The organism is Bradyrhizobium sp. LB13.1 (assembly GCF_054056815.1).
This window is the reverse complement of record NZ_JBSRYQ010000001.1, coordinates 3,848,362-3,873,000: the sequence shown is the minus strand read 5'-3', so window position 1 is coordinate 3,873,000 and position 24,639 is coordinate 3,848,362. Positions and strand designations below refer to the sequence as shown.

Sequence of the window (24,639 nt, the reverse complement as noted above, 5' to 3'; positions counted from 1 at the left end):
AAGAGCTTAGCGGCTGGGGATCAGGAGTATGCAGCAGTTATTGCACCGGGGTGCTGCTATGATGCAGCACCGTGAAGAAGCCCTGGATGCGTCCTGGGACGATTTGAAATTGTTTTTAGCTTGCGCAAAATATAAAAGCTTCCGCAACGCCGCTGAGGAGCTCGGGCTCACCTCCACGACCCTCATGCGCAGGATCGACCGGCTCGAAGAGAGCATCGACTGCAAGCTGTTCCTGCGCGACCAGAGCGGGCTCACGCTCAGCGACGAAGGCAGCGCCATGATCGCCGACGTGGCGCTGATGGAGCGTCATGCCTTCAACGTCCTCCGGCGTGCCTCGCGATCGTCGAACGACATGTCAGGCACCGTGCGCGTCGCGGTGACGGAAGGCCCCGGCAATTTCTGGATCCTGCCGCGACTGATCGACTTCCAGAAGACCTATCGCAAGATCACCGTCGACCTGCGCTGCGCGATGGAGCAGGCCGACGTCGCGCGGCTCGAATCCGATATCGCGATCCAGCTCGAGCCGCCGACCAATCCGGATCTGATCGTCGCCAAGCTCGGCCGTCTGCACATCTATCCGTTCGTCTCCAAGGAGTACGAAAACCTCTACGGCGTCCCGGCGGGCCTGACCGAGCTGAAGAACCACCGCATCATCAAGCAGAACGCGCCGCAGGTCGATGACGGCGCCTACGCCCGCGTGCTCGGACTGAAGTCGCTCGAAGGCATCGTCGGGATCAAGACCAACTCGTCGGTCGGCGTGCTCTATGCGGTTGAGCGCGGCGCCGGCATCGGGTTCCTGCCGACGGTCTCGATCGCGCTCGGCGCCCCGCTCGTTCCCGTCGATCTCGGCGTCAGCCACCACGCCGATCTCTGGCTCACTTACCACAAGGAGTTCCGCACCTCCGAGCGCCACAAGATCGTGGTCGACTGGCTGAAGAAAATCTTCGATCCCAAGATGCATCCCTGTTTCCGCGACGAGTTCATCCACCCGAACGCGCTGGTGCCGATGATGACGGCCGCGCGCGAGGGCTTTGGATTGACGGGATATATCGCGGCAACGCCGACCTGAAGCTTGGGCATGACCTTTTCAAACAACCGCTCCGCACTCTTCCGGATCGCTCTGGGCGGACGCAGGCAGGCTTCGCCTCACCACCGATATTCGAAGCCGAGCGTGCCCTGGTGCGACGTCAGCTCGTTGCGGAATTTGCCGTCGTAATTGACGTAGAGCCGCGCAGTGTTGGTCAGGCTGAGCGAGGCGGAGGCGCCGGCATCCATGCCGTAGCGGCTCTCGCCGATGCCGGGCACGATAATGCTCTGGGTCCCGAGGCTCACCTGCACCGATCCCAGGTTCTGATAAAAATTGTCGATGAACTTGCCGTAGGCGGACAGGTCCAGGATCATCTGGTCGAAGATGAAGTAGCGCCCGATCTCGGCCCCGATCATGACGCGCGCGCGTGAGAGCGCCGTCGAGCCGACATTGAGGGGATCGAGGCCGCCGGCCTCCTGGAACGCGGCGCTGGTGGCGCGGACATATTCCAGCGCCCCCTTGGGCACGATGCGCATCTGGTCCTGGGTCCAGTAGTAGCTGATCTCGGTCAGCGCGCCGTCGATTGCCGCGCGATAACCCGCAGTCGCAAAGCCCAGGTCGGTATCCCGGCTGGAACGGACCTTGCCAAAACCGTGCACCACCGCGAAGGCCCAGGTCCATGGGCCCTTGTCGACGGAGCCGTTGAAACCGAGCTGTGTGAGGTCCAGCGTTGCGGATTGAAGCGCAAGCGGCACGTCGATGTCGGTGTGGCTCTGGTCGACGGAGAAGCCGATATTGACACCCGGCGCGAGCCGCGCGCCAAAGCCTGCGACCCCGCCAACCGTCTTGCGCTTGTCGCCGACGAAATCGCCCTGCGCATCGGTCCGAACCGAGATGCCGTAGCCCTCGAACCAGGTGCGGTAGCGCGGATCCTCCGTGGCCGTCGACGCGCCGCCGCCGCCCGGATTGGTCCGAAATGCCCGGTTGACGCCGCCAGATGCCTGGTTGCCGAGCCGTTCCAGGAAATTCGAGCCGAGATCGAGAGCGCGCTGTTGCCGGCCGACTGGTCGTAATTGGTCGAGGTCGGCATCGGAACCGGTGACGGCAACGGCGTTGGGGTCGGCGTGGGCGTCGGACTTTGCGCGAAGCCGGGCGTCGCGGCCGATACCATCACGACGAATGTAAAGGCCATGGCGATCGCCGTCGCAATCCGGCGGACGCGGTCCAGCCCGATCGTCTGCCGTGTCCCGGAGAGCTGCGAGGTGCAGCACATGACGACCTTCCCGAAGCGAGTGGCGGCGCGCTGGAATGCAACACAAGCTGCGGCGCGTGCGGCGATTTGTTCCGAACTGTCACGGAGGGTCAACGGGTTGGCACGCTATGGCCGAGGCTATTGCCCGGGATTGTGGTTCCACGGCCACAGATCGCAAATTGCAATCCTGTTCGCCCGGCCCTGGCCTGAAATTCGCGCACGGCTTGCTAACGCGCGATTTTCATGTTGCAATATCGGACACAATCGGAATTGGCGCTCGGCTGTGCGTTTCGCGACATTGAGATTCAAGACTCGAACAGACTTCCGGAAGCCCGTTTGTGGCGTGGCACGCGAAAAAAGCGGCCGCGTCTTTTTTGTATCTAGCGGAGGAGACTGAGGATGCCGCAAAAGGGCACCGTCAAATGGTTCAACCCGACCAAGGGCTATGGGTTCATCAAGCCGAACGGCAGCGACAAGGACGTGTTCGTCCATATCTCCGCCGTCGAGCGTGCGGGACTTTCCACCCTCAACGAAAACCAAGCGGTTGAATACGACCTCGTGGAGAACCGCGGCAAAGCATCCGCGGAGAACCTCAAGGTTTCCTGATTTCTCTCGATTTTGCGCGAGAGATCATGACGTTGCCCCCGGCTCCGCCGGGGGTTTTTATTTATGACGACGAAACGCGACAGCGCTTCAATTCGCCACCGGCGCAATCAAAAAATTCTCCGACGGCCCGCCGCCCGCCGTCTTGCAGACGTCGCCCTCGATCCGGATCTTGCCGGCCGCGAGCAGCCCGCAGCGCCTCAGGATAGATGCGGTGCTCGATCTCGAGGATGCGCTCCGACAGCGTGGCCCCGGTATCGTGGTCGCTCACAGGCACCGCGCCCTGCATCACGATGGGGCCGGCGTCGGTCTCGGGGATCACGAAGTGCACCGTCGCACCAGACAGCTTGACGCCGGCGCGCAAGGCCTGGCCGTGCGGGTCGAGACCGGGGAAAGACGGCAGCAGCGAGGGATGGATGTTGAGCATCCGCCCGTACCAGGCCTTGGTGAATTCGGCCGTGAACAGGCGCATGAAGCCGCCGAGACAGATCAGCTCGATGCCGTGCTGATCAAGCGCTGCCTGCAGCACCGTCTCGAAGCCGGCGCGGTCCTTGCCGAACGGCTTGCTTTCGATCACCAGCGTCTTCACGTCGCGCGCTTTGGCTGTTTCCAGCCCCAGCGCATCGGCCTTGTTCGAGATGACCAGGGAAATCTCCGCCGGAAAATCCGGTGCAGCCGCGCCCTTGATCAGCGCGGCCATGTTGGAGCCGCGCCCCGATATCAGGATGGCAACGCGGCGCTTCATCACAGCGCCAGGTCGAGGTGGCCGTTATAGACGACGCGGTGCTCGCCTTCGGCCGGGATCACGGTGCCGAGCTGTGCCACGGTCTCACCGGCCTCAGTGAAGACCTGCATGACCTCGTTCACCTTGTCCGGCTCGACGATCGCGATCATGCCGATCCCGCAATTGAAGGTCCGCAGCATTTCGAGCTCGGCGATACCGGCCTGCGCGGCCAGCCATTTGAACACCGGCAGCACTGGCAGACGCGCCAGATCGATCCCGGCGCCGAGATGGTTCGGCAGCACGCGCGGAATGTTGTCGGTGAAGCCGCCGCCGGTGATATGGGCAAGCCCCTTCACCGCACCGGTCTCGCGGATCGCGCGGAGGCAGGATTTGACGTAGAGCCGCGTCGGCGTCAGCAATGCGCCGCCGAGCGTCATGACGGGCGAGAACGGCGCCTGCGCCTCGAAGCCGAGGCCGGATTGTTCCACGATCTTGCGCACCAGCGAGAAACCGTTGGAGTGCACGCCCGACGAGGCGAGCCCGATCACGGCATCGCCGGCGGCGATGTCCTTGCGCGGCAACAGCGTGCCACGCTCCGCGGCGCCGACGGCAAAGCCGCCGAGATCGTAATCGCCGTCCTTGTAGAGGCCGGGCATCTCGGCCGTCTCGCCGCCGATCAGGGCGCAGAGGGATTCGCGGCAGCCTTCGGCGACACCGGCGACGATCGAGGCGGTCGCCTCCGGATCGAGCTTGCCGCAGGCAAAATAATCCAGGAAGAACAGCGGCTCGGCGCCCTGCACCACAAGGTCGTTGACGCTCATGGCGACGAGGTCGATGCCAATCCCGCCATGCAGGCCGGTCTCGATCGCGATCTTGACCTTGGTGCCGACGCCGTCGGTCGCGGCCACCAGGATGGGGTCCTTGAAGCCGGCCGCCTTGAGGTCGAACAGGCCGCCGAATCCGCCGATTTCGGCGTCGGCGCCGGGCCGCGCGGTGGCGCGCACCATCGGCTTGATCAGGTCGACCAGGCGGTTGCCCGCGTCGATATCGACGCCTGAATCGGCGTAAGTGAGGCCGTTTTTGCGGTCGGTCATGCCCGATTTCCAGTGGGTTTGCGGCTGGTTACGTCGAATTCCGGGGACGCGCAATGGCTCGCATGGCGCGCCTTCGTATACTATGTAGAGATATCAACCGGTTCAGCCTCTAAGGGCCGGATTCGAGGTCAGACCGGGTGCCGGGAAGCGCTTTCGTGAGTATTCCGAATATCATTACCCTGGGCCGCATCATGTTGGTCCCGATCATCGTCTGGGCCATCGTGTCGAGCCAAATGGAGGTGGCGTTCGCCGTCTTCCTGATCGCGGGTATCAGCGACGCGGTCGACGGCTTCCTTGCCAAGCGCTTCAACATGACGAGCGAGCTCGGCGCCTTGCTCGACCCGCTCGCCGACAAGGCGCTGCTGGTCTCGATCTACATGGCCCTGGGCATCTGGGGTGCGATTCCGCGCTGGATCGTCATCCTGGTGGTCTCGCGCGACATCATGATCGTCGCCGCCGTGATCGTTTCGTGGCTGTTCGACCGCCCTGTCGAGATGAAGCCCTCGAGGGTATCCAAGCTCAACACTGTGGCCCAGGTGGCATTCGCGGCGCTGGTGCTGGCCGCCCTCGCCTTCGGCTTCAAAGCCGGTCCTTATGATATAATCCTGATGGGCCTCGTCACGGTCTTCACGCTCTCCTCGGTGTCGCTCTATCTTGTCGAGTGGTTACGGCACATGAGCACTATCGAGGCCAAATGAGTTGGGATGCGGCTCCGCAAAAGGCCAGCTCCGCTCGATTAAGTCGCATCTCCTCAAACGAGGCCGGCACGCCGGCACGGAGCAAAGCAAGCGTGCCAGGCCGCGTTCATCCCCGACAATTGGCGTTTTCGCTTCCGCATGCGGAGAGCCTGAGCCGGGACAATTTCCTCGAAGGCCCCGCCAACGCCGCCGGTGTTGCCCTCATCGACGCCTGGCCGGAATGGCCGAACCGGATCATGTGGCTGGCCGGCCCGGAAGGGAGCGGCAAGAGCCATCTCGCCGCGATCTGGGCCGAAGCTTCGGGCGCCCGTTCGACCACCGCCAATGCGCTGACCGCCGAAGCCGTCCCGGGTGCGCTCGTCACCGGCGCGCTGGTGGTCGAGGATCCCAAGGCCAGGGAATTTGACGAGCGCGCCTTGTTCCATCTGATGAACCTGGCCCGCGAGGACGAGGCCTACGTCCTCTTCGCCGGGCGCCAGATGCCGGCATCGCTCGAGATCGAGCTTCCCGACCTGCGCTCGCGGCTGCGCGCCGTGCCTGTCATCGCGCTGCTGCCGCCTGACGACCAGCTCTTCCGCGGCCTGATCGTCAAGTTCTGCGCCGACCGCCAGCTCGCCGTGGACGAGAGCGTGGTCAGCTACCTCGCCACCCGCCTGGAGCGGTCCTCGGCCGCCGCCCGGCAGGCCGTGGAGCTGCTGGACAGCGAGGCCCTGCGCCTCGGCCGTCCCGTCACCCGGGCCCTGGCCGCCGAGCTCTTGCGGGATGTCTGACCAAGGCGGGCTTGACGCGGCCCGGCAGCGGAACATCAATGTCATCGAAACGTCATCGCTCTAACACATGCTCCCGACGGTTTTGCGCATAAGTCGCAAATTTGGGCGAACTGGATGGATCGATTTCTGATGGACTCTGCGCAAGCTGTTGAAGTTAAAGAAAAAGCTCCGGAAGCCGAGGGCCATCCGGCGATCGCATCGAGCCCCGAGCGGTTCATCAATCGCGAGCTCTCCTGGCTGCACTTCAACCGCCGCGTCCTGGAGGAATCGGTCAATGCCAGCCACCCCATGCTGGAGCGGGTGCGATTCCTGTCGATTTCAGCGAATAATCTCGACGAGTTCTTCATGGTCCGCGTCGCCGGCATCAAGGCCCAGGTGCGCGAGGGCATTGCCGAACGCAGCCCCGACGGCCTGACGCCGTCCGAGCAGCTCGCGCTTATCAACCGGACCGTCTCGCAACTGGCCTCCGACCAGCAGGCGATCTGGCGCGACCTGCGCGGCACGTTGGCCAACGAGGGCATCGTTCTGGTCGAGGGCAAGGAGGTCACCAAGGCGGAGCGAACCTGGGTCGAGGACTACTTCCTCAGCAACGTGTTTCCGCTGCTGACACCGCTCGCGATCGACCCGGCCCACCCCTTCCCGTTCATTCCGAGCCTCGGCTTCACCATCGCGCTCCAACTCACGCGCGCCGCCGACGGCAAGCAGATGAACGCGCTGATCCGCATGCCCGGCAAGATCGACCGCTTCATCCGCCTGCCGGCTGACGGCAAGGTCGTCCGGCTGATCTCGCTGGAGCAGGCCACCGCGCTGTTCATCAACCGCCTGTTCCCCGGCTACAATCTTCAAGGCCAGGGCGCTTTCCGCATCATCCGCGACTCCGAGCTCGAGATCGAGGAAGAGGCCGAGGATCTCGTCCGCCTATTCGAGACCGCGCTGAAGCGCCGCCGCCGCGGGTCGGTGATCCGGCTCGAGATCGACGCCAAGATGCCGGAGCAGCTGCGCAGCTTCGTGCAGCATGCGCTATCGGCCGCCGACGACGAGGTGTTGCTGGTCGACGGCGTACTGGCCATGAACGAGCTCTCGCAGCTCACCCGCCTCGACCGGCCCGATCTCGAATTCACCCCTTACGTCCCGCGCCATCCCGAGCGCGTGCGCGAGCACGGCGGCGACATCTTCGCGGCGATCCGGCAGAAGGACCTCGTCGTCCATCATCCCTACGAATCCTTCGACGTGGTGGTGCAGTTTCTCCAGCAGGCGACGCGCGACCCCGACGTCGTCGCCATCAAGCAGACGCTCTATCGCACCTCCAGCAACTCGCCGATCGTGCGCGCGCTTGTGGAAGCCGCCGAAGCCGGCAAATCCGTCACCGCGCTGATCGAGCTGAAGGCGCGCTTCGACGAAGAGGCCAACATCCGCTGGGCGCGCGATCTCGAACGCGCCGGCGTCCAGGTCGTCTATGGCTTCCTCGAACTGAAGACGCACGCGAAGCTGTCGATGGTGGTGCGCCGCGAGGGCGGCAGCCTGACAACCTACGTCCACACCGGCACCGGCAATTACCACCCGGTGACCGCGCGCATCTACACCGACCTCTCCTACTTCACCTCGGAGCCGACCATCGGCCGCGACGCTGCGCGCGTGTTCAACTTCATCACCGGCTATGCGGCGCCGAGCGATCTGGAAAAGATGGCGGTGTCGCCGCTGACCTTGCGCAAGCGCATCATCGAGCACATCCAGGGCGAGACCGCGCACACGCGGCACGGCCGGCCCGGTGCGGTCTGGATGAAGATGAACGCGCTGGTCGACCCCGACATCATCGACGCACTCTACGAGGCCTCACAGGCGGGCGTGCAGGTCGAGCTCGTGGTGCGCGGCATCTGTTGCCTGCGGCCCGGCATCCCCGGCCTGTCGGAGAACATCCGCGTCAAGTCGATCATCGGACGCTTCCTGGAACACGGCCGAATCTACTGCTTCGGCATGGGCCAGGGCCTGCCGAGCGCGAAAGCGGCTGTGTATATCTCCTCGGCCGACATGATGCCGCGCAACCTCGACCGCCGCGTCGAGGTGCTGTGTCCGCTGCAAAATCCCACGGTGCATCAGCAGGTTCTCGAACAGATCATGGTCGCGAATCTCAAGGACAACGAGCAGAGCTGGCAATTGTTGCCGGACGGGTCCTCAACGCGTATGAAGACCGCGAAGGGCGAGGAGCCTTTCAACGCCCACAACTACTTCATGACAAATCCGAGTCTGTCTGGCCGTGGTAAGTCGCTCAAGGAATCCTCGCCGCGCCGCCTCACGCGCCGTAATGAACGTCATCAATCCTGATCCGGGATCTCTGACGTGAAGCGGCCGCGCAAGCGCGGCTCGAGCGTCGCGGTCATCGATATCGGCTCCAACTCGGTCCGCCTCGTCGTGTACGAGGGACTGACGCGGAGCCTCATTCCGATCTTCAACGAGAAGACGCTGTGCGGCCTCGGGCGCGAGGTGCAGAGCACGGGCCTGCTCGCACCCGACGCCGTCGACAAGGCGCTGACCTCGCTCAAGCGCTTCCGTGCGCTGTGCCGGGTGATGCAGGTCGGACGGGTGTTTGCGATTGCGACCGCCGCCTGCCGCGATGCCTCCAACGGCCCCGACTTCATCGCCAAAGCCGAGCGCATCTGCGCGGTGAAGATCGAGATCCTGTCGGGCCCGCGCGAGGCGCGGTTGTCGGCGCTGGGCGTGATCTCCGGCATCCATCACCCCGACGGCATCGTCGGCGACCTCGGCGGCGGTTCGCTCGAACTGATCGACGTGCGCAAGAACAGCGTGCGCAGCGGCGTGACGCTGCCGCTCGGCGGCCTCGCGCTGCAGGATCTCGCGCATAAATCTCTCAAACGCGCCGACCGCATCGTCCGCGAGGCGCTCGACGGGGTGCCGCAACTCAAGGCAGGTAGCGGCCGGAGCTTCTACGCGGTCGGCGGCACCTGGCGCGCGCTCGCGCGCATCCACATCATCCAGAGCGGCTATCCGCTCCAGGTGATGCACGGCTATTCGATTTCGGCTGCCGAGGCGCTCGACTTCTCGCGTCGTCTGCGTCGTCTTGCGGCTGTCGACATGCTCGCCGACATCGAGATCGTCGCGGATGCGCGTCGCCCTCTCCTGACCTATGCAGCGCTGGTGCTCGAGCACATCATCCGCGTGGCGAAGCCGAAGACGATCGTGTTCTCGACCTTCGGCGTGCGCGAGGGCCTGCTGCACGAGAAGCTGTCGGAAACCGAGCGCAACAAGGACGGGCTGATTTGCGCGGCGGAGGAGCTGAACCAGCTGCTGTCGCGTTCGGCGAAGCACGCCCGCGAGCTGATTGCCTGGACCGACCGCCTCGCACGCGTGGTGAAGCTGCACGAGACCGAGGAGGACCGCCGCCTGCGCCACGCCGCGTGCCTGCTGTCCGACATCGGCTGGCGCGTGCATCCCGATCATCGCGGCGAGCAGACGCTGAGCCTGGTCGTCAACGGCAATTTCGGCGCCATCACCCACACCGAACGCGCGTTCGTCGGCCTGTCCGTGTTCTATCGCTACGCCGGCCTGAGTGAAGAGAACCAGCCGCCCGTCGCCATGCAGGAGTTGCTGACGGCGGCGCAGCTTGAACGCGCCCGCCTGCTGGGCGCGGCCTTCCGCGTCGCGCATCTGATCTCGGCGGCGCGTCCGGGCGTCTTGCCCGCGACGCATTTCCGCAGCGTGGGCCGCAAGCTGTTGCTGGTGTTCGAGCATCGCCTTGGCGATCTCGTCGCGGACCGCGTCGGCAGCCGCTTCCGCGCGCTCGCTCGGCTGATCAACCGCGCCGGCTCGATCGTCCGGCGCTAGAGAATTACTCAGCCGAAGCCTTTTACTCAGCCGATGCCTTGGCTACTCCGCCGAAGCCTTGGCGTGGCGCTCGGAGGACTCCAGCGCGGCCGCGCTGAGGCTGCGTCGGCGCCAGATGGTGCCGACGACCAGCACGACGACGACGCCGAGGATCGCGCAAAAATATTCGCCGCCCCCGCCACCATGGGCGAACTGCGGCGGGATGCGCAACGCGCCGAGCATGTTGTCCAGCGAGGCGCCGAACGGACCGTCGAACAGCGTGTGCAGCCGCGGCGCAATGGCGGGATCGGTGGCAATCACTTCGCCTGCGATCCAGCCGAGCAGCGCCGCGCCGGCCCACACCAGAACCGGCAGCTTTGTAAGCAGCGCCATGATCAGCGCCGCACCGGCGACGATCAGCGGCACGCTGATGGCAAGACCGAGCACCAGCAAGGGCACGCTGCCATTGGCGGCGGCAGCCACCGCAATGACGTTGTCCAGACTCATGACGATGTCGGCGACGACGACGATCTGCACGGCCTGCCACAGATGCGAGGCCGACTTGACGCCGTCCTCGTCCTCTTGTTCCGGCACCAGCAGTTTGGCTGCAATCACGATCAGCGCGAGACCGCCGACGAGCTTGAGGTACGCCAGCTCCATCAGGCTCGCGACGATGCCCGTGAAGATAATCCGCAGCAGCACCGCTGCGCCAGCACCGAAGATCATGCCCCAGAGCCGATGCCGCGGCTTGAGGCCGCGGCAGGCGAGCGCGATCACCAGCGCATTGTCGCCGGACAAAAGGATGTTGATCCAGATGATCTTGCCGACCGCAACCCAGAAGGTCGGTTCGGCCATCTCGTTGCGAAACTGGGTGAAGAATGCCCCGATCGTAGCGGGATCGAAGATCTGCCAGAGCCAGTTCACACTACGTCCTTTCGCCGTGTCTCTTTAACTTATCGGCTGACGGATCAGCCGACGATCTCGTTGCCCGAGAAGAACTGCGCGATCTCGATCGCGGCGGTCTCCGGCGCGTCCGAACCGTGCGCAGAGTTTTCGCCGATCGACTTTGCGTAGAGCTTGCGGATGGTGCCGTCAGCCGCCTTGGACGGATCGGTGGCACCCATCGCATCGCGGTACTTGGCGACGGCGCCCTCGCCTTCCAGCACCTGGACCACCACGGGCCCCGAGGTCATGAATTCCACGAGCTCACCGAAGAACGGCCGCGCCTTGTGGACCGCATAGAAGGTCTCGGCCTGCTCCTTGGTCATGCGGATGCGCTTCTGCGCGACGATGCGCAGGCCCGCCTTCTCGATCACGGCGTTAACCGCACCGGTCAGGTTACGCGCGGTGGCGTCGGGCTTGATGATCGAGAAAGTGCGTTCGATGGCCATAATCTTGTCCTTGGGGAAGAATGCGGTGGTTCGGAGTTGCCGGGCTTATATCGGCGCCTTCGCCGGACGGCAAGCGACCGCCCGAATGTCTCACAGGCGCTTCGCCGCAGGAGCGAACGGCCGATTCCAGCATGGCTTACAACAATTTCACCCAGATGAACCCAATCTGAAGCCCCCGTCAGGATTCGGTTCAGCTTCGCCGGCGTAACGTCAGGTCTATCGAAACCGAAACCTGATGATCAGGCAGACCGTTTCGGCGGCCTTTCCATCGACGCGATAGCCCCGCGCCGGCAATTTTGAGGAGATCACCATGTTGAGGAAACTTTCGCTTGCCGCTGTTGCCGCGGTCGCGCTGGGTGCCGCGCTGGCGCCGACCTCCGCGTCCGCTCACTGGCATGGCGGCTGGGGCCACGGCGGCGGTGGTGGCTGGCATCACGGCTGGGGTGGACCGCGCTTCTATGCCGGCGGCCCCGTCTCCTACGGTTATGGCGGCGGCTGCTATGTGCGGCGGCTGGTCCCGACTCCCTGGGGCCCCCGCTGGCGCCTGACCAACCGCTGCTACTGAGCCCGACAGCACCTTCCCAAAAGAGTACCCAAGCCCCCCAGGTACCTTTCGAGCGAAGTCCCGGCGTTCCCCTGCGCCGGGGCTTTGTATTCGGGTTGGGGCATTGCGCCGCTTCATACAATTTTTGCTAGAATGACGGGCAATCTCCGCGAGTGGCGAAACCATTTGGGGGCCAAGGACTTGATACCGTATCGCTTCTTTGAAAACACGGAACCCTGCGATGGCCGGCCTTTCTGCCAATGACGGCGAACAAATCGACCGGCGCACCAGCCGCGCGATCTCCGATGCCGTGGGTGAACGGCTCCGGCAGAGCCTGCGCCCCGAAGCCAGGCTCCCGACGCACCTCGAGCAGCTCCTCAACGAGCTGAAGCAGCGCGACCGCGATTCGCACTGACTTCAACCTCACGGAAAAACGGGTTGCGTTTGGTCCCGGGTGCGGTGACAAGGCCGCATGCTTGCGATCACCGACCTCTCCATCCGCCTCGCCGGACGCCTTCTGATTGACCAGAGTTCCGTGCAGATCACGCCCGGATCCCGCGTCGGCATGGTCGGTCGCAACGGCACCGGCAAATCGACCCTGTTCAAGGTGATCCGCGGCGAGCTCGCGGCCGAGCACGGCACGGTCACATTGCCGCCCCGCTGGCGCGTCGGCAGCCTCGCGCAGGAAGCCCCGAACGGCCCCGAAAGCCTGATCTCCGTGGTGCTCAAGGCCGACCTCGAACGCGACGCTTTGCTTACCGAGGCCGAGAGCGCGACCGATCCGCACCGGATCGCCGAGATCCAGACCCGGTTGGTCGACATCGACGCGCATTCCGCCCCGTCGCGCGCGGCCGCGATCCTCTCCGGCCTGGGCTTCTCGGCCACCGACCAGCTCCGCCCCTGCGCTGAATTCTCCGGCGGCTGGCGCATGCGCGTCGCGCTCGCCGCAACACTGTTCGCGGCTCCCGACCTGTTGCTGCTCGACGAGCCCACCAACTATCTCGACCTCGAAGGCACGCTGTGGCTGGAGGATCACCTCGCGCATTATCCGCGCACCGTGATCGTGATCAGCCATGACCGCGATCTCCTGGAAAGCTCGGTCGACCAGATCCTGCATCTGGAGCGCAGCAAGCTCACGCTTTACAAAGGCACCTACTCCTCCTTCGAGGAGCAGCGCGCCATGCGCGAGATGCTCGATGCCAAGCAGGTCAAGCGCCAGGAAGCCGAACGCGCGCGCCTGCAAGCCTTCGTCGATCGCTTCAAGGCCAAGGCCTCGAAAGCCCGGCAGGCCCAATCACGCGTCAAAATGCTGGAGCGGCTGAAGCCAATCACGGCGCTGGTCACCCAGGATGTGCGCGAGATCAGCTTTCCGGCGCCCGAGAAAATCCTGTCGCCGCCGATCATCGCCGTCGACAACGCCGCGGTCGGCTACGATCCGGCAACGCCGGTGCTGGGCCGCGTCACCTTGCGGATCGACAATGACGACCGCATTGCGCTGCTCGGCTCCAACGGCAACGGCAAATCGACACTGGTCAAACTGCTCGCCGGCCGCCTCGCGCCATTCTCGGGCAAGGTGACGCGCGCGGACAAGCTGTCGATCGCCTATTTCGCGCAGCACCAGCTCGACGAATTGAACGAGGACGGCTCCGCCTACGACCACGTCCGCAAGCTGATGGGCGGCGAAGCGCCCGAGGCCAAGGTGCGCGCCCGCGCCGGCGCGATCGGTTTTTCCGGCAAGGCGGCCGACACCAAGGTTGGAAAACTGTCGGGCGGCGAGAAGGCGCGGCTTCTGCTGGGACTCGCGACCTTCTTCGGCCCCAACATGATCATCCTGGACGAGCCGACCAACCATCTCGACATCGACAGCCGCGCCGCGCTCGCCGAAGCCATCAACGAATTCCCCGGCGCCGTTATCATGGTCTCGCACGATCGCTATCTGATCGAGGCCTGCGCCGACCGGCTCTGGATCGTCGCCGACCGCACCGTGACCAACTACGACGGCGACCTCGACGAATATCGCCGCCTGGTGCTGTCCGCGCGCAACGGCGAGCCCGCCCCGCGCGAGCGCAGCGCGGCAAGCGAGAAGCCGCAGCGTCCGAGGTCGGACAACCGCGGCCCGCTGAAGAAGCGCATCGCGGAAGCCGAGTCCGAGATCGCCCGCGTCAGCGAGATCATCACCAAGATCGACACGGCGCTCGCCCTCCCCGACATCTTCACCCGCGATCCCAAGCAGGCCGCGCAACTGTCAAAGGCACGCGCCAACGCCGCCGACGCGCTGGCGCGCGCCGAGGAGCAGTGGTTGGAGGCGAGCACGCAGTTTGACGAGGCCGCGGGGTAACGTCTTCGCCTACCCGCGCTTGCAGGAAATGGCTCAGTCGGCAAACTGGCCGGTTGCCGTGATCATGGGCGCTCAGCGGTCGTCGGCAGCGGCGTCGGAACTACCGCTCCCGCATGATGTCGTGCCGGTAGCGCTGCAGCGGCGACAACAAATAGCTCAGGATGGTGCGCGAGCCGGTTCTGATCTCCACCGTCACCGCCATGCCCGGCGCCAGGCTGACGAGGCGGTCGTCCACCTGCATCTGCGTGCGATCCAGCGAGATGCGTGCGCTGTAGCTCAGCTCCTGCCCGTTGGGCTCACTGCTGTCGCGCGGCGTCCCGAGCGGGCGGTCGCTTCCGCGCTCCGGTGGACGGTCGTGAATGATGGCATCATGCGAGACGCTCAGCACCCGGCCTTCCAACAAGCCGTAGCGGGTGAAATTGAAGGTGTCGATCTTGACGGCGGCGCCCTGCCCGGCCTCGACAAAGCCGATATCGCGGTTGGAGATCATCGCCTCGATCTCGAGCCGCGTATCTGATGGCACGATCACCAGCAGCGATTGCGCGGGCGTGACCACGCCGCCGACGGTGTGGATCGCAAGCTGCTGCACGACGCCGTCGACCGGCGACGTCAGTTGCTGAAGCCTCGTCCTCTGCTGCGCCTTGATCAGATCGCGCGCGACGCCGTTGGCTTTCTGCTCGCTCTTGGCGAGTTCGTCGGACAGGTTCTTCCTGTACTCGGCCACGGCCTGGTTATGGGTTTCCCGGATCGCGGCAACGGCGGACTCGGCCTCCTTCAAGCGGCTGCTTTGGACGCGGAGCTCCTCCTGCTGCTCGATCTGGAGCTGAAGGGTCTCGTAGTAGGTCAGCTTCGAGCCGATCTCCTTCTCCATCAGCGTCTTGCGGATCTCGACACGTTGCTGCGTGACCGGGAGCAGCGAGTCGAGCTTATGAATCGTGGCCGCGATCGTCTGATGCTCGGCGTCCTTCTGCGCCTCCTGGCGCGCAAGCGCCGCGAGCTTGGCCCTGTTCTCGCTGACCTGATTGGCGAGAAGCTGCCGCTGCGTCGCGATCAGCATCGGATCGGCGTCCGCGGGCGGGGACAGATCGGCAGAAGCCTCCTCGCCAGCTGTCAGCGCCGCACGAAGGCGCGCGATATTGAGCCGTTCAGCCATGAGATCGTCATGAAGACGATCGCGCTCCGCGGCGTTGACGGTCGGATCAAGCTCGATCAGCAAATCGCCTGATTTGACCGCCTGCCCATCCTGCACGTGGATGGCTCGTACCACGCCGGTCTCGAACGGTTGCACCACCTTGCTTCGCCCGCTCGAAACGACCTTCCCGGTTGCGGAAGCGACAATGTCGATCGTGCCCCATGCCGACCATGCGAGCACCGCACAGACAAGCAGCATCAGGGCCATGCCGATGGCGCGGCCGGTTGGCGACGGCGGTGTTTCGGTGATCTCCAACGCCGCCGGCAGGAAGGCGATTTCCTCGGCGCGTCGCTCTTTCGCTTTCCGGAAAGGAACCACCGTCTGCTGCGGCCGCGCAGCCGGCACAGCCCTAGCCGACCTCATAGATCCCTCCCTGAAGACGATGCAGCGCCGCGTAACGGCCGCCGGTCTTGATCAAGCCGTCGTGCGTGCCGTCCTCGACCAGCCGGCCTCGCTCCAGCGTGAAGATGCGGTCGGCGCCGCGGACGGTGGACAGGCGGTGGGCGATGATCAGGACCGTACGGCCGCTGGCGATCTCCTTCATGTTGTCGTGGATGATCCGCTCGCTCTCATAGTCGAGCGCGCTGGTCGCCTCGTCGAAGATCAGGATACGCGGATTGGTCACCAGCGCGCGGGCGATCGCGATGCGCTGGCGCTGTCCGCCGGAGAGCGTCGAGCCGCGCTCGCCGACCACCGTGTCGTAGCCCTCAGGAAGCTCCAGAATGAAATCATGCGCGCCCGCAAGCTTTGCAGCGTCCATGATGCGCGTCATCGGCAGAGTCGGATCGGCCAGCGCGATATTGTCGCGCACCGAGCGGTTGAACAGCATGTTGTCCTGGAGCACCACGCCGATCTGCCGCCGCAGCCAGGCCGGGTCGGTCATCACCAGATCCATGCCGTCGATCAGCACGCGGCCGCCTTGCGGCACATAGAGCCGCTGCACCAGTTTTGCAAACGTGCTCTTGCCCGAGCCCGATGATCCCACGATGCCGACGGTTTGGCCTGCCGGAATATCGAACGAGACGTCGTGCAGGATTTCCGGCCCGTCGAGCCGGTACCGAAAGCCCACGTGCTCGAACCTGACATTGCCCCGGAGCGGCGGCAGCCCCGCGCGTGCCGCGGAGTGAGCCGGCTCCGCCGCGCTGTTGAGGATATCGCCGAGCCGCGCGATCGACAGCCGCGCCTGATGAAAATCCTGCCAGACCTGGGCCAGCCGCAGCACCGGGGCCGAAACTCTCCCTGCGAAAATGTTGAAGGCCACGAGCTCGCCGACCGTCAATGCGTCCCCGATCACGAGTCGCGCGCCGACATAGAGGATCGCGGCAGTGACGATTTTGCTGACGAATTGCACCAGCTGGCTCGCCGTGTGGCCGAGGCTGGTGACGCCAAAACTGGCGGAGACATAGCCGGCGAGTTGCTCTTCCCAGCGGCGCTGCATCTGCGGTTCGACCGCCATTGCCTTCAGCGTTTCGATGCCGCTGACGCTCTCGACCAGGAACGCCTGGTTCTCGGCGCCGCGGCGGAATTTCTCGTCCAGCCTGCGGCGGAACAGCGGCGTCGCCACCGCCGAAATCGCGATGTAGAACGGGAACGATGCCAGCACGATGCAGCTCATCAACCGGCGAATAGGCGAACATCACCGCCAGGAACACCGAGGTGAAGAACAGGTCGATGAGAAGCGTCAGCGAGGAGCTGGTGATGAAATTGCGGATGTTCTCGAGCTCGCGGACACGGGCCACGGAATCGCCGACACGCCGGGCCTGAAACCAGGCCATCGGCAGCGCCAGCAGATGGTGGAACAGGCGCGCGCCGAGTTCGACATCGATGCGGTTGGTGGTGTGTGAGAACAGATAGTTGCGCAGGATTCCGAGCACGGTGTCGAACAGGGAGACGACCACGAGGCCAATGACGAGAACGTCGAGCGTGGACAGCGAGCGGTGAACCAGTACCTTGTCGATCACGACCTGGAAGAACAGCGGTGAGACCAATGCAAAGAGCTGGAGGAAGAACGAGGCAGCCACCACCTCGCCGAGCAGTCGCCGGTATTTGCCGATCGCGCCGATGAACCAGGTGATGTCGAAGTGGCGGCCAAGGTCGGATAGCCCGGCGCGCCGCGCCATCAGGATCAACCCGCCGTCCCAGTTCGCGCACAGCTCGTCGCGCTCCATCAATACAGGCCGCTGCACCCCCGGCGACTGCACCAGCACCTGGTCGGGGGAAGCTTTGGCGATGACCATGAAGCTACCGTCGCGCAGCATCGCAATCGCAGGCAGCGGGCTGTCCGGCAAACGGCTCCACTGCGTTCGATAGGTTCGTGCTTTCAGTCCGAGAGACCTGGCGCAGCGGACGATGTCCGCTGCGCCGAAGACTGCCGCTCCCGTCCGGTGCCTGAGCTGGTCGCGATCGGCCGCAACGCCCTTCAAATGCAGAAGCGTCAGCAGAGCGTCGAGCCCCGTATCGGCCACGCCAGCGTTCGTCGTCATGAGCGTTCTCCAGGCCGCAGCGGCTAACGTCAGGCGTGCTGCGGCGGAGCGAGCGTCTGGTTTTGGCCAGCGTGCGGATCGGGCAACGGCATCTCGCCGTGGCCGTCACCTGCCGGGACGAAGCTGGCCGCCATGGCCTGGTTGAGCAGCATCGCGGCCGCCATCGCCGCGCCGCCCTGAATGACGACGTTGTTTCCGCTGCCGCCATCGAGAACGTCGAAGCCCCCGCCACCGATCAGCACGTCGTCACCCGCGCCCCCAGTAAGCGTGTCGTTGCCGGGGCTGCCGATCAGGATGTCGTCGCCATTGCCGCCGTTGGCAACGAGTTGGATGCCGCCGTGCAAACCGGAGGCCGTGATGACGTCGTCCCCATCGAGGCCGTTGATGACGATCCTGTCGCCGACGCCGGCATCGGTGATGTTGATGTCCTGGCCAAGCCCCGAGACCGTGATGATGCCGTCGTGCTCGGTCACCGTGATGACATCGTTGCCGCCGGTCGCGTTGATGGTCACCGTATCGGCGGCGCCGTCATTGGCGCCGAGGTCGAGATTGACCTCGTTCACGCCCGTCCCGGAGAGGTCATTGACGGTGATGTTGTCGGCACCGCCGAGGGCGTTGAAGTCGACATGTTCGACGCCGTTCAGGTCCATCGCGATGGCAGCAACGTCGCGCGTGAACAGCACCCGGCCACCGTTGGCCGAGATGTTGATGTTCTCGTTGATGTTGGCGCCGTTGAACGCCAGCGTGTCGGTGCCGTTGCCGCCTTCGACGGTGTCGCTGCTGTCGCCGGGATTCCAGACGAAGGTGTCGTCACCCGCGCCAAGACTGGCCACGTCGTTGCCGCGTCCGCCATTGACGATATCATTGCCGGCGCTGCCGGTGATGGTGTCGTTGCCATCGCCGCCGTTGATGTTGAGGCTGAACAGCTGTCCCGCCCTGATCGCGGAAGCATTGATGACGTCGTTGCCGCCTCCGCCGTTGACACTGAACACGTCACCGGAATCCGCGTGCGCGATCGTCACCTGCGCCGCGAGGCCGTTGACCACGATCGATCCGCCGCTGGTGGCAACCGTGATATGATCATCACCGGCGCTGCCGTTCACGGTCACGCGGTCCGCCGCACCGTCCCCGCTCTGGCTGCCGGGGCCGGCACTGAGGTCGATGGCGACCAGCGCGATGCCGGTCCCGGTCAGGTCGTTGACGGTGAGATTGTCGGCGCCGCCGGCCGCCGCGATCTGCACGCGCTCGATGCCATCGAGATCCATGACGATGGCGGCGACGTCGCGGGTGAGCAGCGCATGGCCGCCGTTCGCCGAGATCGACATGTTCTCGGCGACATTCGAGCCGTTGAACACCAGCGTGTCCGTTCCCGCGTCACCGAAGACGGTGTCGCTGCCGTCGCCGGGATTCCACGTGAAGATGTCGTCGCCCGCGCCGAGGAGAGCCACGTCGTTGCCGCGGCCGCCGGTGACGTTGTCGTTGCCATCGCCCCCGATCAGGGTGTCGGCCCCCTGACTGCCGGTGATGGTGTCGTTGCCCGCGCCGCCGTCGATGGTCAGCCCGATCGCCGCCGCGAGCAGGGATGCATCAATGACATCGTTGCCGCCGAGCGCCTGGATCACCAGCCGGTCGTTGGCAGCCTCTGCATTTGCGATCGTCACGACCTCCGGCATCCCCCTGACGGTTACCGTTGTGCCCGTGGCTGTGACTTCGATGTGCTGATTGCCGCCGGTGCCGCTGACGGTCACCGTATCAGCCGCACCGTCGCCTTGCGTCCCTCCGGGCGTAGCTCCGAGATCGACTAGGACCTGCTTGACGCCGGTGCCGGTGAGATCGCCGACAAGGATGTTGTCAGCGCCGCCGCGCGCATCGAATTCGATCTGCTCGATGCTGTTGAGGTCCATCGTGATGTTTGCAACGTCGCGGGTGAAGCGCACCCGACCGCCATTGGCCGATATGTTGATGGTCTCGTTGATATTGGCACCGTTGAACAACAGCTTGTCGTTGCCCGATCCGCCCTCGACCGTGTCGCTGCCGTCGCCGGGATTCCAGATGAAGGTATCGTCGCCCGATCCAAGCTCGGCAACGTCGTTGCCGCGTCCGCCATTGACGATGTCGTCGCCGCTACCGCCGATCAGGAGATCGTTGCCGTCGCCGCCGGTAATCCTGTCGTTGCCGGCGCCGCCATCGAGCGTCAGCGAAATCAGGCTGCCGAGCCCGTTGCCCGCGGTGATGACATCGTCGCCGCCGCCGGCGTGCAGGACGAGATTCTCCGTCGTGCCGATGTCGAGCGAAAATGGCGCCGCGCCCGTCCCGTCGAACCGCACCCGCGTGCCGTTCGCCGTGATCGTGAACGTCTCGTCGCCGTTGCTTCCGTTGACCTTAGCCGTATCATTGCCCTCACCGCCCTCGAACAGGTTGGTGCCGCCACCGGGATTCCAGATCATGAGATCGTCGCCGGTCTCGCCAAACAACTGGTTGTCGCCGCTGCCGCCGTCCAGCGTGTCGTTACCCGCGCCGCCGAACAGCAGATCGTTGCCGCCGCCGCCGTTGATCACATCGTTGCCGGCCTGACCAAACAGAAGGTCGGCCCCCGAGCCGCCCGTGATCCTGTCATTGCCGTCACCGCCGAAAATGTGCACCGCGGGCATCGGGCCATGGCATTCGTTGACGGTGATCGTGTCGTCGCCGCCTTGACCAAAGATGTCGATCTCGCTGGTGTTGGCGACGGTGGGGGCGCCACCGATTGGCGTCACAGACCCGTTATTGATGAGAATGCGGCCTGCGTTATTGCGGCTGATCACGACGCCGTTATTGGCGCTATCGCCGAAAATGGTGAGTTGGCCCGTAACCGGGGAAAAAACAGAGGTAGTAGACATTCAAAATGATCCTTCGGTCGATCTAGCCCCACCCCTCCACGTAACAGCCGCGAACATGACATTCTTGAACCGTTGCTTGAGACGCGCGTGATTATTCTGGAGATTTCGTCCAGATTTGCTTCGGGGCAGTTTTCGACAGCGGATGCGAAGGCTCTCTCATCACGAATGGCCTGATCACGGATCACGCGTAACGCCCCCGTGATTTTCAAACGCGCGCGGAAGAACCGCGGCTCGAGACAAGCGCGCAGTTTGACCTGGGTGGATGTCGGTTGCGGCAAGGGCGCGTTCACTGAGCTCCTTGTTGCGAAGTCCGCCCCTTCGTCCGTTTGCGCGATCGATCCGTCCGACGGACAGATTGCGACTGCACGCCGGAAATTATCAGCAAAGCAGGTCGAGTTTTCGATTGGCGATGCGATGGCACTTCCCTACGACGTCAACCGCTTCGACGTCGCGGTGGTGGCGCTGGTGCTGTTCTTCGTCCCGGACGCGCACAAAGGTGCCTCGGAAATGGTCCGCATGGTCGCATCCTACACCTGGGATATCTTGCGGAGTGGCTCGCCCACGCAGCCCTTATGGGAGGAGATGGACGCTCTCGGCAAACCTGCACAGCGCCCACTGAGTGCGGATGTATCGCGATACGAGGCACTCAAGGCGCTTTGGGCGAAGCTCGGCATCCGCGATGTCGAAACTCGCGAACTGGTCGTCGAGCGAACGTTTGCGAATTTCGATGACTACTGGCTGTCGATGGTCGTCAGCAGCCCGACCGGCGTATTGGGAAGGCTGTCGGAGACAGGGAGCGCGGAACTCAAACGCCGGCTACAGGCCAAGGGATGCAAAGCCGCTTGGCGATGGGGACGACCATGGGCGGCTGATCGCATCGACAGCCGCAACCAGCTTCAGGGCAGAAGGCGACCCGTGTTACGCCGCCGATTTCTTCTTCGGCTTCGGCTTGGCAGCCTTCGGCACAACCGGTGCCTCCGGCGTGCCCTCGATCGAGGACAGGCGGCCGGCCGTGAAGGTGTAGATGCCCGCGCGCGGACCGGTCGTCCACGTCACGACCGCGACGCGCCTGCCGGCGGCATCAGCGGAGAGGTTGACGTTCGAGGGCGCGCCGATGCCGCGCACCACGTCGCATTCGGTGTGGCCGAGCGCAACGGTGCCGCCCATGGGCGCCGGCGCCGTCGTGGACGCATTGGCATCGGCCGGCCCGGGCTGCGGCGCCATGCCGGCACAGCCTCCGTCTGCACTGACCAGATCCTCGGCCCCAACCGCCCTGTCGGGGGTCAGCGGCGGCGACTCAATCGAGATGTTCCGGATGAACATGCGGCTGGGCGTGTTGAACCACTGGGCGTCCCTGGAGAACACATCGGTCCCAGAGCAGCCCGCGACCAGCGGGGCTACGGCAGCCAACGCAACTATGAGCGAGCCGGGAAGCTTTTGATGTCGCACGATAAACTAAATTCCCCGTGTGAAGGATCGACCCTAAGCGTTTGTCCCAACATCACTTTGCGGCACGAAGGTGACCAAAGCCATCATCGTCCGAAAAGTGCAAATTATCATTAATTGCGCGCGACCGCTAATTCCGCTTCTGCCACCGGCCCCGTTCGTCGGCCTGCCAATAGGTGACATCAAATCCCCGCGCCTTGCAATCCGTCCAGGCGCTGCGGGCAAATGCAAGCGCGTCCGGATCGTCGCCGTTGAACAGCAGCACCATGCGCTCATAGCCCTGGGCGTCCTGCGGCAGGGCGGCGTTGTCGACGAGGAAGCGGACATTGGCGCCGTTCGGATTGTCCTCCTCGACCGCCAGCACGATCGGCTGATCGGCGGCGTCGCTCGCCCGCCATGTCGCGTGCGGCAAGAAGGAATCGTCGCGGTAGGTCCACAAGTGCGCGTCGAGCGCATCGGCGCGCTCCGGCGAATTCGACTGCACCACGACGCGCCAGCCGCGCTCGAGCGATTTCTCGAGAAGCGGCGGCAACACGTTCTCCACCGTCATGTTTTGCAGATGATAGAACAGCACTTCAGTCATCTTGGGTCATTTGCGCTCGTAATGGTCGGCGACCAGACGGTCGAGCAGACGGACGCCATAGCCGCTTCCCCAGCTCTGGTTGATGTCGGTTTTCGGCGCGCCCATGGCGGTGCCGGCGATGTCGAGATGCGCCCAGGGCGTGCCGTCGACAAAACGCTGGAGGAACTGCGCCGCGGTGATCGAGCCGCCGTGGCGGCCGCCGGTGTTCTTCATGTCGGCGAACTGGGAATCAATCAGCTTGTCGTATTCGGGGCCGAGCGGCAGGCGCCAGACCTTTTCGCCGCTCTCGATGCCGGCCGCCAGCAGCCGCTCGGCAAGCTCGTCATTGTTGGAGAACATGCCGGCATGGTCGGTGCCGAGCGCGACCACGATCGCACCGGTCAGCGTCGCCAGATCCACCATGAATTTCGGCTTGGTTTTCTTGGCGACGTACCAGAGCACATCGGCAAGCACCAGGCGGCCTTCCGCGTCGGTGTTGATGATCTCGATGGTCTGGCCCGACATCGAGGTGACGATGTCGCCCGGGCGTTGGGCGTTGCCATCGGGCATGTTCTCGACGAGGCCGATGGCGCCGACGACGTTGACCTTGGCCTTGCGTGCCGCGAGCGCATGCATCAGGCCGACGACGCAGGCCGCGCCTCCCATATCGCCCTTCATGTCCTCCATGCTGCCGGCCGGCTTGATCGAAATGCCGCCGGTGTCGAAGCAGACGCCCTTGCCGACGAAGGCAACCGGTGCCTCACCCTTCTTGCCGCCGTCCCAGCGCATGATCACAGTCCGGCTCGGGCGCGACGAGCCCTGGCCGACGCCGAGCAGCGCGCCCATGCCGAGCTTGTCCATCGCCTTGACGTCGAGTACCTCGATCTTGACGCCGAGCTTGCGGACCAAGCCTGCGCGGCGCGCGAACTCCTCGGGAAAAAGAACGTTCGGCGGCTCGTTGACGAGGTCGCGCGCAATGATCACGCCGTCCACGATCGCACCGGCCGATGCAAACGCCTTCTTCGCGGCGGCGGCATCGCTAACGGCAAGCGAGATGTCGGCGCTGGAGCCGTCCTCCTCACCGTCCTTCTTCTTGGTCTTGTAGCGGTCGAACTTGTAGCTGCGCAGCCGCAGGCCCGAGGCGATCGCAACCGCCTGCTCGCTCGTCATGGCGCCATTGGGCAGTTCCGCCATGATGGTCATGGCCGCCGCTCCGGCGGGAAGCTTGCTCGCCGCCACGCCGCCGAATTTGAGGAAGTCGTTCGCCTTCAGGCCGGCCACCTTGCCGGCACCGATCACGATCAGCCGGGTGGCCTTCACCCCCTCCGGCGCCAGGATGTCCAGCGCGGCGCCGCTTTTGCCTTTGAAGGCGGCGGCGGAGGCGGCCCTCTTCACGAGTTCGATGGCCCCGCCGAGCGCCTTGACGGTCGCCGGGCCGAGCTTCAGACCGTCGTCGCAGAACACGACCACAATGCCACGGACGGCGGTAGACAACGGGACAATGCCGACCTTGATGGCATCGGACATAGGTAACTCCTCCAAAACATGGGGCTTTTTGCCGATCGGCGGTCCCGGCCACGGGCCGGAGCTGAACGGCGATTCACTGAGTCTGCCGTACTATGGGCTAGGGGCCCGGCAGATGCCAAGCACCCCCGTGGCCGCGAGGCCACAACGAGGGAAATGTTAACCATATGTTGAGGGTGCCACGGGGCGGCCATTTTGTTGACGGATCAAAGGGATGGTAGTGAGAGAGTAAGCTGCTGGAAGAGACGGTTGGCCGACCTTGGGGATCCCCTCGCGGGGATTGGTTGGACAGC

Annotated in this window: 17 protein-coding genes and 4 pseudogenes; 10 read left to right on the top strand and 11 right to left on the bottom strand. The window is 64.7% G+C overall.

Annotated features, from left to right (window positions below):
* The first annotated feature begins 28 nt into the window (after positions 1–28).
* Positions 29–1,069, top strand: a complete 1,041-nt coding sequence (locus ACVWYI_RS18220) for a LysR family transcriptional regulator (RefSeq protein ID WP_456662802.1) — start codon at positions 29–31, stop codon at positions 1,067–1,069.
* A 77-nt stretch (positions 1,070–1,146) separates the two neighbouring features.
* Here the strand turns inward: ACVWYI_RS18220 and ACVWYI_RS18215 are convergent.
* Positions 1,147–2,300: pseudogene (locus tag ACVWYI_RS18215) on the bottom strand (autotransporter outer membrane beta-barrel domain-containing protein).
* Between the two features lie 378 nt (positions 2,301–2,678).
* Here ACVWYI_RS18215 and ACVWYI_RS18210 point away from each other — a divergent pair.
* On the top strand, positions 2,679–2,885 hold the full coding sequence (locus ACVWYI_RS18210; RefSeq protein ID WP_148752975.1) for a cold-shock protein: 207 nt from the start codon (positions 2,679–2,681) through the stop codon (positions 2,883–2,885).
* Between the two features lie 87 nt (positions 2,886–2,972).
* Here the strand turns inward: ACVWYI_RS18210 and purN are convergent.
* Both purN and purM read right to left on the bottom strand, forming a co-directional pair.
* A pseudogene (gene purN / locus ACVWYI_RS18205) lies at positions 2,973–3,627 on the bottom strand (phosphoribosylglycinamide formyltransferase).
* The gene (purM, locus tag ACVWYI_RS18200; RefSeq protein ID WP_456662801.1) at positions 3,627–4,700 is read right to left on the bottom strand and encodes a phosphoribosylformylglycinamidine cyclo-ligase; all 1,074 of its coding nucleotides are present in this window, start codon (positions 4,698–4,700) and stop codon (positions 3,627–3,629) included. Before purM ends, purN begins: the two are co-directional and overlap by 1 nt.
* A 155-nt stretch (positions 4,701–4,855) precedes the next feature.
* Between purM and ACVWYI_RS18195 the strand changes: the two genes are divergently transcribed.
* The 4 genes from ACVWYI_RS18195 (at position 4,856) to ppx (ending at position 10,008) form a co-directional block, all read left to right on the top strand.
* Entirely contained in the window at positions 4,856–5,398 is a 543-nt protein-coding gene (locus tag ACVWYI_RS18195; RefSeq protein ID WP_247346374.1) for a CDP-alcohol phosphatidyltransferase family protein, read from the top strand.
* Between the two features lie 92 nt (positions 5,399–5,490).
* Positions 5,491–6,168 (top strand): P-loop NTPase family protein, encoded by a 678-nt coding sequence (locus ACVWYI_RS18190; RefSeq protein WP_247346372.1) that lies wholly within the window; start codon positions 5,491–5,493, stop codon positions 6,166–6,168.
* 129 nt (positions 6,169–6,297) lie between these two features.
* Positions 6,298–8,490: an RNA degradosome polyphosphate kinase gene (locus ACVWYI_RS18185; protein WP_456664540.1), complete on the top strand. Its 2,193-nt coding sequence runs from the start codon at positions 6,298–6,300 to the stop codon at positions 8,488–8,490.
* A 15-nt stretch (positions 8,491–8,505) separates the two neighbouring features.
* Positions 8,506–10,008, top strand: coding sequence for an exopolyphosphatase (gene ppx, locus ACVWYI_RS18180; protein ID WP_456662800.1), 1,503 nt, complete (start codon positions 8,506–8,508; stop codon positions 10,006–10,008).
* Between the two features lie 42 nt (positions 10,009–10,050).
* Here ppx and ACVWYI_RS18175 read toward each other — a convergent pair whose 3' ends face one another.
* Both ACVWYI_RS18175 and ndk read right to left on the bottom strand, forming a co-directional pair.
* A complete protein-coding gene (locus ACVWYI_RS18175; protein WP_456662799.1) occupies positions 10,051–10,911 on the bottom strand; it encodes a TerC family protein in 861 nt (286 codons plus the stop codon).
* Between the two features lie 44 nt (positions 10,912–10,955).
* Entirely contained in the window at positions 10,956–11,378 is a 423-nt protein-coding gene (ndk, locus tag ACVWYI_RS18170; protein ID WP_106943663.1) for a nucleoside-diphosphate kinase, read from the bottom strand.
* 310 nt (positions 11,379–11,688) lie between these two features.
* On the opposite strand from ndk, the gene ACVWYI_RS18165 reads away from it, so the two are divergent.
* From ACVWYI_RS18165 to ACVWYI_RS18155, 3 genes are all read left to right on the top strand, one after another.
* Positions 11,689–11,943 carry a sulfur globule protein precursor gene (locus tag ACVWYI_RS18165; RefSeq protein ID WP_247443447.1) on the top strand — a complete coding sequence of 85 codons (255 nt, stop codon included), beginning with the start codon at positions 11,689–11,691 and terminating at the stop codon, positions 11,941–11,943.
* A 220-nt stretch (positions 11,944–12,163) separates the two neighbouring features.
* Positions 12,164–12,337 (top strand): hypothetical protein, encoded by a 174-nt coding sequence (locus tag ACVWYI_RS18160; protein ID WP_354103624.1) that lies wholly within the window; start codon positions 12,164–12,166, stop codon positions 12,335–12,337.
* Between the two features lie 57 nt (positions 12,338–12,394).
* Positions 12,395–14,260, top strand: a complete 1,866-nt coding sequence (locus ACVWYI_RS18155) for an ABC-F family ATP-binding cassette domain-containing protein (protein WP_456662798.1) — start codon at positions 12,395–12,397, stop codon at positions 14,258–14,260.
* Between the two features lie 100 nt (positions 14,261–14,360).
* Here the strand turns inward: ACVWYI_RS18155 and ACVWYI_RS18150 are convergent, their stop codons facing one another.
* The 3 genes and pseudogenes from ACVWYI_RS18150 to ACVWYI_RS18140 form a co-directional block, all read right to left on the bottom strand.
* A complete protein-coding gene (locus ACVWYI_RS18150) occupies positions 14,361–15,815 on the bottom strand; it encodes an HlyD family type I secretion periplasmic adaptor subunit (RefSeq protein ID WP_456662797.1) in 1,455 nt (484 codons plus the stop codon).
* Positions 15,802–17,935 (bottom strand): annotated as a pseudogene (locus ACVWYI_RS18145) (type I secretion system permease/ATPase). The gene ACVWYI_RS18150 and the pseudogene ACVWYI_RS18145 overlap by 14 nt, the downstream one beginning before the upstream one ends.
* Before the next feature lie 29 nt (positions 17,936–17,964).
* Entirely contained in the window at positions 17,965–20,814 is a 2,850-nt protein-coding gene (locus tag ACVWYI_RS18140) for a beta strand repeat-containing protein (RefSeq protein WP_456662796.1), read from the bottom strand.
* Between the two features lie 198 nt (positions 20,815–21,012).
* On the opposite strand from ACVWYI_RS18140, the pseudogene ACVWYI_RS18135 reads away from it, so the two are divergent.
* Positions 21,013–21,324 (top strand): annotated as a pseudogene (locus tag ACVWYI_RS18135) (class I SAM-dependent methyltransferase); the annotation flags it as partial.
* A 408-nt stretch (positions 21,325–21,732) separates the two neighbouring features.
* Here the strand turns inward: ACVWYI_RS18135 and ACVWYI_RS18130 are convergent.
* The 3 genes from ACVWYI_RS18130 to ACVWYI_RS18120 form a co-directional block, all read right to left on the bottom strand.
* Positions 21,733–22,224: a hypothetical protein gene (locus ACVWYI_RS18130; protein ID WP_247443507.1), complete on the bottom strand. Its 492-nt coding sequence runs from the start codon at positions 22,222–22,224 to the stop codon at positions 21,733–21,735.
* 166 nt (positions 22,225–22,390) lie between these two features.
* Positions 22,391–22,843, bottom strand: coding sequence for a DNA polymerase III subunit chi (locus ACVWYI_RS18125; protein WP_456662795.1), 453 nt, complete (start codon positions 22,841–22,843; stop codon positions 22,391–22,393).
* Between the two features lie 6 nt (positions 22,844–22,849).
* The gene (locus ACVWYI_RS18120; protein ID WP_456662794.1) at positions 22,850–24,349 is read right to left on the bottom strand and encodes a leucyl aminopeptidase; all 1,500 of its coding nucleotides are present in this window, start codon (positions 24,347–24,349) and stop codon (positions 22,850–22,852) included.
* Positions 24,350–24,639: the final 290 nt, after the last annotated feature.